This window comes from Colwellia meonggei, assembly GCF_057537295.1.
In genome coordinates, this window is record NZ_BAAJLZ010000001.1 from 655,279 (window position 1) to 667,394 (window position 12,116).

12 protein-coding genes are annotated in these 12,116 nt (G+C 39.8%); 3 read left to right on the forward strand and 9 right to left on the reverse strand.

Translation table 11 applies throughout. The features are described 5' to 3' along the window. The first annotated feature begins 23 nt into the window (after positions 1-23). Positions 24-1,337: a sugar MFS transporter gene (locus AC27E9_RS02915; RefSeq protein ID WP_487127092.1), complete on the forward strand. Its 1,314-nt coding sequence runs from the start codon at positions 24-26 to the stop codon at positions 1,335-1,337. Between the two features lie 245 nt (positions 1,338-1,582). Here the strand turns inward: AC27E9_RS02915 and ccmE are convergent, their stop codons facing one another. Genes ccmE through ccmA form a run of 5 tightly spaced genes read right to left on the reverse strand, consistent with a single transcriptional unit; the run spans position 1,583 to position 4,460 of the window. Then, a complete protein-coding gene (gene ccmE, locus AC27E9_RS02920; RefSeq protein ID WP_487127094.1) occupies positions 1,583-2,095 on the reverse strand; it encodes a cytochrome c maturation protein CcmE in 513 nt (170 codons plus the stop codon). Positions 2,096-2,113: 18 nt separating this feature from the next. Next, a complete protein-coding gene (gene ccmD, locus AC27E9_RS02925) occupies positions 2,114-2,344 on the reverse strand; it encodes a heme exporter protein CcmD (RefSeq protein WP_487127096.1) in 231 nt (76 codons plus the stop codon). Continuing rightward, positions 2,334-3,089: a heme ABC transporter permease gene (locus AC27E9_RS02930; protein WP_487128271.1), complete on the reverse strand. Its 756-nt coding sequence runs from the start codon at positions 3,087-3,089 to the stop codon at positions 2,334-2,336. Before AC27E9_RS02930 ends, ccmD begins: the two co-directional genes overlap by 11 nt. A gap of 4 nt (positions 3,090-3,093) precedes the next feature. Next, on the reverse strand, positions 3,094-3,777 hold the full coding sequence (ccmB, locus tag AC27E9_RS02935; RefSeq protein ID WP_487112282.1) for a heme exporter protein CcmB: 684 nt from the start codon (positions 3,775-3,777) through the stop codon (positions 3,094-3,096). A gap of 11 nt (positions 3,778-3,788) precedes the next feature. Continuing rightward, a complete protein-coding gene (gene ccmA, locus AC27E9_RS02940) occupies positions 3,789-4,460 on the reverse strand; it encodes a cytochrome c biogenesis heme-transporting ATPase CcmA (protein ID WP_487127098.1) in 672 nt (223 codons plus the stop codon). A 327-nt stretch (positions 4,461-4,787) separates the two neighbouring features. On the opposite strand from ccmA, the gene AC27E9_RS02945 reads away from it, so the two are divergent. Continuing rightward, entirely contained in the window at positions 4,788-5,339 is a 552-nt protein-coding gene (locus AC27E9_RS02945; protein ID WP_487127100.1) for a glutathione peroxidase, read from the forward strand. Positions 5,340-5,348: 9 nt separating this feature from the next. Next, complete coding sequence (hemH, locus tag AC27E9_RS02950; RefSeq protein ID WP_487127102.1) at positions 5,349-6,365, forward strand: ferrochelatase; 1,017 nt, start codon at positions 5,349-5,351, stop codon at positions 6,363-6,365. Positions 6,366-6,471: 106 nt separating this feature from the next. On the opposite strand, the gene AC27E9_RS02955 is transcribed toward hemH, so the two are convergent. From AC27E9_RS02955 to pepA, 4 genes are all read right to left on the reverse strand, one after another. Continuing rightward, entirely contained in the window at positions 6,472-6,681 is a 210-nt protein-coding gene (locus AC27E9_RS02955) for a cold-shock protein (RefSeq protein WP_487112275.1), read from the reverse strand. Positions 6,682-6,989: 308 nt separating this feature from the next. After that, entirely contained in the window at positions 6,990-9,848 is a 2,859-nt protein-coding gene (locus AC27E9_RS02960; protein ID WP_487127104.1) for a valine--tRNA ligase, read from the reverse strand. Positions 9,849-9,870: 22 nt separating this feature from the next. Next, positions 9,871-10,347, reverse strand: coding sequence for a DNA polymerase III subunit chi (locus tag AC27E9_RS02965; RefSeq protein WP_487127106.1), 477 nt, complete (start codon positions 10,345-10,347; stop codon positions 9,871-9,873). 29 nt (positions 10,348-10,376) lie between these two features. Further along, complete coding sequence (gene pepA, locus AC27E9_RS02970; protein ID WP_487127108.1) at positions 10,377-11,882, reverse strand: leucyl aminopeptidase; 1,506 nt, start codon at positions 11,880-11,882, stop codon at positions 10,377-10,379. Positions 11,883-12,116 lie beyond the last annotated feature (234 nt).

Here is a 12,116-nt window from a genome sequence, read left to right on the forward strand (position 1 = left end):
ATAACAAAGATAATGAGGGAATTATGGAAATGACGATCACAGAGCAACGGCGCAGCAGCGTATTACCTATGGCCATAATTGGCATATTGTTTTTTATTTTTGGTTTTGTTACTTGGTTAAATGGTTCTTTGATCCCTTTTTTGCAAGTGATCTGTGAGCTAAATGAATTCCAAGCATTATTTGTAACTTTTGCGTTTTATATTGCCTACACGGTAATGGCATTACCCATGTCGTTTGTTTTACGAAAAACCGGTTATAAAAACGGTATGGCGCTAGGTTTACTTATAATGGCTGTTGGTGCTTTATTACATATTCCAGCAGCGTTAAGTGCCAACTTCTTGTTTTTCCTCGTTGGCTTATTCGTTTTAGCAACGGGGTTAACAATTCTTCAAACGGCTTCAAACCCTTATATTGTTCATATCGGCCCTAAAGAAAGTGCCGCCATGCGTATTAGTATTATGGGCTTAATTAATAAAAGTGCTGGTGTTATTGTCCCTATTGTTTTTACTGTACTTATATTGTCAGGCATGGGGGATTTTTCAGAAAGCTACTTAGCAACTCTAGACGAAGTGACTAAATCAGAAAAGCTAGCGGAATTATCAGGGCGCTTGGTTCAGCCTTATATTATTATGGCTGTTATTTTAATCGCGCTGATCGCCTTAGTTAAATATTCTGCGCTACCTGAATTAAATTTTGAAAATGAAGATGATGCAACAGATAGCGATAAAACTAGCATAATTCAGTACCCACAAATAATTTTAGGTGCTATTGCTTTATTTGCTTATGTTGGTGTTGAAGTCATTGCTGGTGACACCATTGGTTTATATGGTGCATCACTTTCGGTTCCTAACTTCTCAGGATTAACCTCATATACCATGGTATTTATGGTACTTGGCTATATCATCGGTGTAACCTGTATTCCAAAGTATATCTCGCAAGAAAAGGCACTTATTGGCTCTGCAATTGCAGGCTCAATTTGTATTGTTGGCATTATGTTTTCGTCAACAGAGTCGACATTAATTGCTGATATTCTATGGGGGTGGAGCGGCATTCAGGTGCTACCTGATACGGTGACATTTGTGGCTTTAATGGGCTTAGCGCATGCTTTAGTTTGGCCGTCAATTTGGCCACTAGCGCTTGATGGACTTGGCAAGCACACAGCACAAGGTTCAGCATTATTGATTATGGGCATCTCAGGTGGCGCAATTTTACCTTTAATATTTGGTAAGTTGTCTTTGTGGCTTGATAGTACGCAGTTAGCTTATGTTGTTGGTTTACCCTGTTACTTGTTTATTTTGTACTATGCATTAAAGGGGCATAAATTAAGATCATGGTAGTTACTTGCCTTTAGTTAACAATACAAGTTTAAGAGTATCTTTGCCCTGAAATTTCTCAGGGCTTTTTTTTACTTAGACTTTACCGCTGACAAATCTTTATTGGCGACAACCTAGCTGTTTATTGAGCTTTTAGTTTCTTGTTTTACTAAGTTAATTTGAAGGGTTTTAGAAGAAAACACAAAAAACGAGCCTATAATAGCTCGTTTTTGTTAACTCTTATTAAAGTTTGACTTACTAAATCGCTATTAGTTATTTGGATCTAATTGCGCTTTACTGTAATCAGGTTTTACATGCTTTTCGCCTTTTTCATCGGCTAACTCTTTTGGCATATAATTCTCGTCATGTTTAGCTAGTACTTCACTTGCTTCAATGGTATTGCCATGAACCAGTGTGCCATTAGCCACAATGCCTTGTCCTTCACGGAATAAGTCAGGCAAAATCCCTTCATAAGTAACAGTAACCATAGGATCTGATTCTGAAAAGCTAATCGGCATTCTCATATCCGCCAATTTGAAACTAACGTTTAAACTCTCTGGATCACGGTGCACGCTGCCGGGTACTACAAGTCCACCAATACGTAGTCGTTGGCCATTAATAGCTTTGATACCTGTATCTTCTTTGCCATTATAAATCTCAGAAGGCTTGTAAAATAAATCGATATTTTGACTTAATGCATACAACACAAAACCTGCGACAACTGCTAAGCCTATGATGATGGAAGAGACGATGGTTAATCGTTTTTTACGACGGGGATTCATATTTTTACCTCTTAAATTTTATAACTGTTCAGCATTGGGCTGGTTTTGTGCTTTTTGTTGCTCAGCTGCTTGGCGTAATTTCGCCTCACGCTTTTGTCGCTGAACAATTTGCTGTTTAACTTTTTTGTGACTACTGATGCTGGAAATAACTAGCAAAGCCAATGCTGAAATACTAACACCGTACGATAACCAAACATAGAAGCCATAGCCTCCCATATCTAAAAAGGCACTGAAACTATCAAACTGCATGAGTATTCTCCTCTTTTGCAACTAGTTCACGTACCCAAGGGCGCATGCTATTTCGGTTTAATACCTCGGTACGAAATCGAACACAAATTAAGGCTGTAACCAAAAATGCAAAGCCTAAGAAGCAAATTAAAAACGGCCAAAACATATCAGCTGTCATTGCTGGCTTACCTAACTTGCTGACTGTTGCACCTTGGTGAAGTGTATTCCACCATTCAACCGAGTATTTAATAATTGGCAAATTGATAACACCAACAAGTGCTAAAATACCTGCGGCTTTTCCTGCTAAACTTTTGTCTTCAAAAGCATTATGTAAGGCAATAACCCCTAAGTATAAAAATAGTAATATTAGTTCTGACGTTAAGCGAGCATCCCATATCCACCAGGTGCCCCACATAGGTTTACCCCAGGCAGCGCCAGTAACGAGTGCTATAAAGGTGAATGTTGCACCTATTGGTGCCATAGCGGCAGCTGACGCATCAGCAAGTTTTAGTTGCCAAACTAAACTTGATAAAGCAGCTATTGCCATACCTAAATAAATGCCCATCGACAACATGGCTGCGGGTACATGCAAATAAAATATTCTAAAGGTATCACCTTGCTGATAATCAGCAGGGGCAAACAATAATGCCCAAACTAAGCCAACCGATAAGAAAGTTACTGCTAAACGTGTACACCAAGGTAAAATTTTACCGGCAAAGTGATAGCTAATTTCTGGGTTTGCGTAAGGGTGTAGCCATTTCCACATCATATTAATTTGTACTCACTTTCAGTGCTGCACTTACAGCAAAAGGGGCTAAGGTTAACGAACCAAAAAATATTGCCGCGATTATAGCAAGTTGGCCGTTATAAGGTAAGTTCATTGCTGCGGTATCAATTGCGCTGGTAGCAAAAATAAGTACCGGAATGTAAAGCGGCAGCACCAGTAAGCTTAATAATACGCCACCTTTTTTAATGCCGACAGTTAAAGCAACGCCAATGGCACCTAATAAACTTAATACTGGTGTTCCCAATAGTAACGTTAGCATTAGGGCGCCATAACTACTCTCGTGTAAATGTAGTAACACAGCAAGTAAAGGCGCGATTAAAATCAGCGGTAAGCCGGTTAATAACCAATGAGCAAAAATTTTGGCAATAACTAAGATAAATACTGGGTGCGGGCTTAAAAGCATTTGTTCTAATGAACCATCAGCATGGTCAGATTTAAATAACCTATCGAGTGAAAGTAGGGTGGATAATAATGCTGCTACCCAAATAATGCCGGGTGCTATACGTGATAATGTTGTGCTTTCAGGTCCAATACCTAGCGGAAATAAAGAGACAACAATGATGAAAAACAATAACGGGTTAATGATATCGTCACGATGACGAAAAGCGATCATCAAGTCTCTTTTTACAATTAACGAAAAGGCGGCGCGATAAGAAAGTTGTGTCATAAATGATTACCCTAATAAAAACGATAAGCTAATTTGACTTTCTTTACTCGCTCAGCGGGTAATGATAAATCTTGATGCGTGGTAAGAATAACGCAGCCGCCATTGTTGGCATGCTGCACAAATAATTGTTCTAACTTTTCTACCCCTAGTTTGTCGATAGCGGTAAACGGTTCATCTAAAATCCAAATCTTATGCTGGCTTTGCCATAAACGGGCTAAAGAAATACGGCGGTGCTGACCGGCACTTAAATGTGACGCGAGAGCATCTTCGAAACCTAACAAGTTGACTTCTGCCAGTGTTTCTTCAGCGCAATCAGCATTTAACCCATGCAATGCCAAATTAAACTCTAAATTTTCTTGGGCGGTCATTTCACCTTTAACGCCTGGTAGATGCCCTAAATAAAGTAAGTTCTGGTGAAAATTTTCTCGTTGCTGCGCAACTGCTTGGTCTTGAAAGTAAATGGTGCCGTCGTATGGTCGCGACAAACCGGCAAGAATGCGAAGTAAGCTAGTTTTGCCAGCGCCGTTAGGGCCTTCAATTTGAACGATATCGCCAGCAAGAATATTAATGTCGAGCGCTTCAAATAATACTCGTTCTTCACGAATACAAGTTAAATCACGAGCACTTAATAACGTTTCTGTAGCCTGTGTTGTTGTTTCAACTTTTACGTTTAAATTCGACAAACCTATCCACTTAACTGATGTATTGCGATATGGGGTGATAATAGCGTAATAAATGCGATTAGGATTTGACTTATGTCACTATATTTTGACTTTGATCGCACTAAACACTCGCTATGATACTATATCATTCTATAAAGGCTAGTTTTTCCGGCCCGATTAACAGCTATACGATTAAATTTCGGCATAAAGTAACATGATGATATTTAATCAAATAATAGCTAAGTATTAATATTTATAGAGTGAAAGTATTAATTGCAAGTACGGGAAATTCCTTTGCTTTGATATTTACGATAATATAGCGCGAGAAACCGTTTAATAAGGAAATTCATGAAAACCTTGATGCTGATCGCATTTATTGCGCTAATTTCATTTAATAGTTATGCAAAAGATCAAGCAAACACGCCACAATGCTTGTCGTTTATGCAGCACAGCGAGAAAAAGTTGCATGCTAAGGAAATGCTTGATCTTTGTGCGTTAACCGCTGGTAAGCCAATGTTAATTGTGAATACTGCCAGCCATTGTGGTTTTACGCCGCAATTTACTGCACTTGAAGCATTACATAAAAAATATAAAGACCAAGGGTTGGTGGTTATTGGTTTTCCTTCAGATGACTTTTTTCAGGAAGAAGATGATGAGAAAGATACTGCCGATATTTGCTTTGTAAATTATGGTGTTACTTTTAATATGCTTTCTCCTGTACATGTCTGGGGTAGCAATGCACACCCTATTTTTCAAGAGTTAGCCGATAAAACGACGGCACCTAAGTGGAATTTTTATAAATATTTAGTTAGCGCTGATGGCAAGACCATTAAGCACTTTAACAGCCGAGTAACACCGGATTCAGAAGTTTTTGTTAACGCCGTTAACACTATTTTGTAGAGAAACGTTATGTCAAGGTATGCAGGAAAAAGCAAAAAAATTCATGATTGCACAGCAAAAACAGGGGTGCTATTAACAAATCTTGGTACGCCAGATAGCCCAACAGCGGGTGCATTGCGTCGATATTTACGTGAATTTTTGTCTGATCCTCGTGTGGTTGAAATACCTCGGCTGATTTGGTTAGTCATTTTACATGGCATTATTTTGCGTGTTCGACCAAAAAAATCAGCGAAATTATACGAAAGCATATGGACCGAACAAGGTTCGCCGTTGTTAGTTATTAGCCGACAACAAAAAGTGAAAGTTGAACAAATGCTAACTGAAAAATATGGTGATAAAGTTATGGTGGATATTGCTATGCGTTATGGCAATCCATCAATCAGTAGTGTCCTAGAAAATTTTCAAGAGCAAGGGGTAAACAACATTGTTGTGCTGCCTTTGTATCCGCAATATGGTGGCCCAACAACTGGCTCTACATTTGACGCGGTGTTTAACAAAATTAAAACTTGGCGTTGGATCCCAAGCATTCACTTTCAAAGTGGCTATCATGACCAACCATTATATATAAAAGCATTGGCGCAGAGCATCAGCAAGCATATTGAAGTTCATGGTAAACCAGACAAACTAGTATTTTCTTATCATGGCATGCCTAAGTACTTTCTAGAGCAAGGTGACCCGTATTATTGCTTTAGTCATAAAACCACGCGTTTGGTGGCAGCTGAGTTAGGTTTGGGTGATGATGATTACGTTATGACCTTCCAATCACGCTTTGGAAAGGCTGAATGGCTTAAGCCTTATACTGATGAAACCTTAGCTAGCTTAGCGGAAAACAATAAACACGTGGCAATAATTAGCCCTGCATTTAGTGCTGATTGTTTAGAAACGTTGGAAGAGCTGGTACATGAAAACCGCGAAATATTTATGTGTGCTGGTGGTGAGCAATACCATTATATTCCAGCGTTAAATGACGACGATATGCATATTGCCGCTATGGTGGAATTAATAGAGCCCCATATCAACAAGTAATGTGAAATATAAATATTATGCTGATAAAAACAAAAAAACGAAACCATAGGTTTCGTTTTTTTATGTTACCTTTAACAAACGCTAAAGGTAAATATGCACTCTTAAATTAAGATGCAACTACGTTTTCAGCTTCAGGACCTTTTTGGCCTTGTTTTACGCTGAAAGTTACCGCTTGACCGTCAGTCAAAGTGCGGAAACCGTCACCAGAGATTGCGCTGAAGTGAACAAACACGTCAGGACCATTCTCTTGCTCGATGAAACCAAATCCTTTTGATTCGTTAAAAAATTTTACTTTACCAGTTACTGTATCAGACATACCAACATTTCTCGCAGGTCAAAAATTAAAGTTTAGCCAAAATGGCCATATACGGAGTAAATGCCCTCTACCTAAAGTACAGACAGAGAAAGGTTTCCAGTAACACATATTAAAGCGTCTAGGCTGACCTATAAGTCTAAAGACTTGAAGATCTCTCCTTCTCCCGAAACGCAAAAACTCAACGCGAAAACATGTTACCACAATAAAAATCAGGAATCTCTAAAAAAAATGAAGATTACTTTACTTTTTTATGACAAAAAAAAGCCAGCTAAGATGCTGGCTTTTAAGGTGTTTTTTTAACAAAGTACTTACATTTCTGCTATTTGCGCTTTCTGGTCAACCATTTTAGCTAAGGTTGACTCAGCTTCAGCTAGCTTCGCTTTTTCTTTGTTGATAACTGCTTCAGGTGCTTTACCAACAAAATTTTCATTGTTCAGTTTACCACGAACGCGGTCAGCATCTTTTGTAAGCTTATCAATGGCTTTGTCTAAGCGTGCTAATTCTGCATCTTTGTCAATTAAGCCTGCCATAGGGATTAATAATGATAAATCTCCAACTACGGCGGTGGCAGAAGCTGGGCCATTATCATTGTCAGCTAAAACAGTAATGCTTTCCAATTTAGCCAACGCACTAATAAATTGCTCATTGTCTGATAAGCGACGCTGATCTTCTGCGCTAACATTTTTTAATAGTACAGGTAACGGCTTGCTTGGGGCAATATCCATTTCTCCACGAATATTACGAACAGCAACAATAAACTGTTTTACCCATTCTAAGTCGTCAATAGCGGTTTGATCACATAAGCTTTGGTCAAACTGAGGGAAGCTTTGCACCATAATACTATCGCCCGTTTTCTCAAAGCGAGTAAGCGGTGTAACACGTTGCCAAATCGTTTCCGTGATAAATGGCATAATAGGGTGCATTAAGCGTAGCAAACTTTCTAATACATTAACTAGTGTATGGCGAGTACCACGTTGTTGTGCTTCAGTTCCTTTGAATAATACCGGCTTAGTTAGCTCTAAGTACCAGTCACAGAATTGATTCCACGTAAACTCATAAAGCGCTTGTGACGCTATATCAAATCGGAAAGTATCAAACGCTTCATGTACGGTTTTAACTGTTTGTTGAAATTGTCCTTGAATCCAACGATCTGCTAATGAAAACTCCATCTCAGAATTTTCTGCTTTACCGCAATCATACTCTTCAGTATTCATCATGACATAGCGGCTGGCATTCCATAGCTTATTGGTAAAGTTACGGTAACCCTCTAGGCGTTTCATATCCCAACTAATATCGCGGCCAGTCGATGCCACAGACGTTAACGTAAAGCGTAACGCGTCAGTACCGTGGGCCTCAATACCATCAGGGTATTCTTTTTTAGTCAGCTTGGTAATTTTCTTGGCCAATTGTGGCTGCATCATATTACCAGTGCGTTTTTCGAGTAAGTCTTCTAAAGAAATACCGTCAATCATATCTAATGGATCAACAACATTTCCTTTTGACTTACTCATTTTATCGCCATTTTCATCGCGAATAAGACCAGTAACGTAAACCTTTTTAAATGGCACTTGTGGTTTACCGTTTTCATCTTTAATGAAGTGCATGGTCATCATGATCATACGGGCAACCCAGAAGAAAATAATATCAAAGCCGGTTACTAGTACATCAGTTGAATGGAATTTCTTTAAATCTTCCATACTGTTTGGCCAGCCCAGTGTTGAGAATGTCCATAAAGCTGAGGAGAACCAAGTATCTAAAACGTCGTTGTCTTGGTTTAAGGTGATGTCGCTAGCAATATTGTGCTTTTCACGCACCTCAGCTTCGCTGCGGCCAACATAAACTTTGCCTGAATCGTCATACCATGCTGGAATTCTGTGCCCCCACCAAAGTTGGCGAGATATACACCAGTCTTGAATATCACGCATCCAAGCGTTGTACATGTTTTCATATTGTTTAGGAACAAATTCAATGTCACCATTTTCAACAGCTTCAACGGCTGGTTTTGCCAGTGGTGCAGCGCGTACATACCATTGGTCGGTTAATAATGGTTCAATAATGACACCAGAACGATCACCGTATGGTGCAACTAAGTCATGTTCTTTAACTTCAACTAATAGACCTAGTGCATCAAACGCAGCAACAATAGCTTTACGAGCGACAAAACGGTCCATGCCAGCAAATTCACTTGGCAAGTCAGTGTTGTAAACATCTGATTCTTCACCATTGGTATTGTAAACTTCAGCAGTCGCTAAAATAGCTGCATTTTTATCAAGAATATTAATTAAAGGTAAATCGTGGCGCTTACCAACCTCATTGTCATTAAAGTCATGGGCTGGAGTGATTTTTACACAACCTGTGCCTTTTTCCATGTCGGCATGTTCATCGCCAACAATTGGAATTAAGCGATTTACTAATGGTAGTAAAACATGTTGACCAATTAAGTTTTTATAGCGTGGGTCTTCTGGGTTTACGGCAACGCCGGTATCACCTAGCATGGTTTCTGGACGAGTTGTTGCAACAACTAAGTAGTCGTTACCCTCTGCTGTTTTTGCGCCGTTAGCAAGTGGGTAGCGTAAATGCCACATGTGGCCTTTTTTGTCTTTGTTTTCTACTTCTAAATCAGAGATGGCGGTATGGAATTTAGGATCCCAGTTAACTAAGCGCTTACCTCGGTAAATTAGATCGTCTTCAAATAAGCGTACAAATACTTCTTGTACAGCTTCTGACATGCCGTCATCCATAGTAAAACGTTCGCGCGACCAATCAATTGAGTTACCTAGTCGACGCATTTGCTTGCCAATAGTGCCACCAGACTCTTCTTTCCATTGCCAAATTTTGTCAATGAAAGCGTCACGACCATAATCATGACGGGTTTTTTCTTCTTCCGCTGCTATTTTGCGTTCAACAACCATTTGCGTGGCAATACCCGCGTGATCACAACCGGTTTGCCACAAGGTGTTTTTGCCTTGCATGCGTTGATAACGCGTTAAAGTGTCCATGATGGTTTGTTGAAACGCATGCCCCATGTGCAAACTACCAGTGACATTTGGTGGTGGAATCGCGATACAGTAACCGTCACCTTCGCCTGTTGGGCTAAAGTAACCTTGCTCTTCCCAGCTTTTATAGAGGGATTGTTCAATGTCAGAAGGGGTAAATGTTTTTTCCATCAGATTTTCCGTCAGAAGATTTTTAACTTGTAGTATCGATAGTTTGTTGGGCGTTAGCTACTTGATGAGCTATATTAAAACCCCATTGACGACAAGTACGAAAACGATTGCGTGCTTGCTCTTTCAGGGTTTCGTCGGCTGGAACAAAATCTATCAGATGTGAAAATTGGTTAGCGAAGTTAGGCACATCGCTAGTTAAATTGATTATAACCGCGCGGCGGTTTGTTGGTGACTGCCAACTTATTTCAACAGCAGCACCTTGTTTTGGCCCCTCTCCGATAAGGTTATGGGGTACAAAGCTATCAGGATCAAATGCCCATAACATTTCATCGATGTTATGAGCATTTTCTTGATTTTGAGTATATATAAATACTCGCTGATTTTGGCGATAAAAGTAAGCCGCTTGCAAACACGCATAGTGCAGGTGTAATTGCTGTTCAGCTACACCTGTTATTTTACTTTGCGCTTCAATGCTATAGAACATTGCTTGGGTTTGCATGACGTTATTCCACGTATCAGTTTAGTAAATTATTCGCCTTGCTCAGCACCAGAACGATTTAATAAAAATTGCGTAAGCATACTAACAGGGCGACCGGTAGAACCCTTGTTCTTACCCCCGCGCCATGCAGTGCCAGCAACATCTAAATGTGCCCAATGATATTTCTTAGTAAAACGAGCTAAGAAACATGCCGCAGTAATGGTGCCAGCTTCTTTACCACCTAAATTGGTAAAATCAGCAAACGGGCTTTCAAGCTGTTCTTGATAATCATCCCATAATGGTAGTCGCCATGCGCGATCGCCACTTTGATCTGAAGCATTTAATAATTCGTGAGCCAGCGGATTATGGCTACTTAGTAAGCCCGTAGCGTGTGCGCCTAAAGCAACAACACATGCACCAGTTAAGGTAGCTACATCAATTACAAGTTCAGGGTCATAGCGCTCTACATAGGTAAGTGCGTCACACAAAACTAGACGACCTTCAGCGTCAGTATTTAATACTTCAACTGTTTGACCTGACATAGTTGTGAGTATATCGCCAGGGCGATATGCGTTGCTGCTAGGCATATTTTCACAGCCAGCCAAAACGCCAATAACATTAATTGGTAAATTAAGCTCCGCCAGTGAGTGCATTGCTCCTAAAACGCCGGCAGCGCCACCCATGTCATACTTCATTTCATCCATGCCAGCACCGGGTTTCAAGGAAATTCCGCCACTGTCAAAGGTTAGCCCTTTACCCACCAATACAACTGGTTTTGAATCATCACCAGCACCATTGTATTTAATAATGCTCATGAGTGACTCATTAGCAGAGCCTCGGCCTACGGCTAGGTACGAACCCATATCAAGCTCTTCCATTTCTTGCTCACCAATAATTTGTGTACTGACATTGTCGTAGTCATTTTCAAGTATTTGCGCTTGTTCAGCTAAATATGCCGGGTTACAAATATTTGGCGGCATATTGGCAACATTCTTACATGTAGTGATACCTTCAGAAACTGCTAAACCGTGGTTGATTGCACGTTCGCCGATCGGTAGCTCACGTCGTGTCGGTACATTAAATACAATTTTGCGTAATGGGCGACGAGGTTCTTCTTTTACCGTTTTTAAGCTATTAAAACTGTATAAGCAATCTTGGGTAGCTTCTATTGCTTGACGTACTTTCCAATAAGTATCACGGCCTTTTACATGTAATTCAGATAAGAAACATACTGCTTCCATCGAACCTGTTTCATTTAAGGTGTTAATGGTTTTGCTGATGATTTGACGGTATTGGCGTTCATCAAGTTCACGCTCTTTACCACAGCCAACTAAAAGTACGCGTTCACTAAGAATGTTAGGTACATGGTGCAATAAAAGCATTTGCCCTGATTTACCTTCTAAGTCTCCACGACGTAGCAAATTGCTGATATAGCCTTCACTAATTTCATCGAGTTGCTCAGCGATAGCCGACAAACGACGTGGTTCGAAAACACCGACAACAATACAGGCGCTACGTTGTTTTTCCGGACTGCCACTTTTTACACTGAACTCCATGAGGTCTCCTAATTTGACTCAAATGCGTATATTTTATTGAAAATATACTATTTAGCTTGCTAAAAACAGTAAATAATCGCTAAGCTTACTTTTAAATGTATTCGGCTAAAGGCTATAATTATAGCTGGATTGCACAGCATTACCCGTTAAGCTTACATTTAATTTATTGCTAAAAATGACAAGTTTACTGAAAAAATGCCGGTATGTCAGAAAAAAACCATGTTTTAAAGAAAG

Excerpts from the sequence above, each read along its gene's own strand:
- AC27E9_RS02915 (WP_487127092.1), top strand. The coding sequence starts at position 24 with ATGGAAATGACGATCACAGAGCAACGGCGCAGCAGCGTATTACCTATG.
- ccmE (WP_487127094.1), bottom strand. The coding sequence starts at position 2,095 with ATGAATCCCCGTCGTAAAAAACGATTAACCATCGTCTCTTCCATCATC.
- ccmD (WP_487127096.1), bottom strand. The coding sequence starts at position 2,344 with ATGCAGTTTGATAGTTTCAGTGCCTTTTTAGATATGGGAGGCTATGGC.
- AC27E9_RS02930 (WP_487128271.1), bottom strand. The coding sequence starts at position 3,089 with ATGTGGAAATGGCTACACCCTTACGCAAACCCAGAAATTAGCTATCAC.
- ccmB (WP_487112282.1), bottom strand. The coding sequence starts at position 3,777 with ATGACACAACTTTCTTATCGCGCCGCCTTTTCGTTAATTGTAAAAAGA.
- AC27E9_RS02945 (WP_487127100.1), top strand. The coding sequence starts at position 4,788 with ATGAAAACCTTGATGCTGATCGCATTTATTGCGCTAATTTCATTTAAT.
- hemH (WP_487127102.1), top strand. The coding sequence starts at position 5,349 with ATGTCAAGGTATGCAGGAAAAAGCAAAAAAATTCATGATTGCACAGCA.
- AC27E9_RS02955 (WP_487112275.1), bottom strand. The coding sequence starts at position 6,681 with ATGTCTGATACAGTAACTGGTAAAGTAAAATTTTTTAACGAATCAAAA.
- AC27E9_RS02960 (WP_487127104.1), bottom strand. The coding sequence starts at position 9,848 with ATGGAAAAAACATTTACCCCTTCTGACATTGAACAATCCCTCTATAAA.
- AC27E9_RS02965 (WP_487127106.1), bottom strand. The coding sequence starts at position 10,347 with ATGCAAACCCAAGCAATGTTCTATAGCATTGAAGCGCAAAGTAAAATA.
- pepA (WP_487127108.1), bottom strand. The coding sequence starts at position 11,882 with ATGGAGTTCAGTGTAAAAAGTGGCAGTCCGGAAAAACAACGTAGCGCC.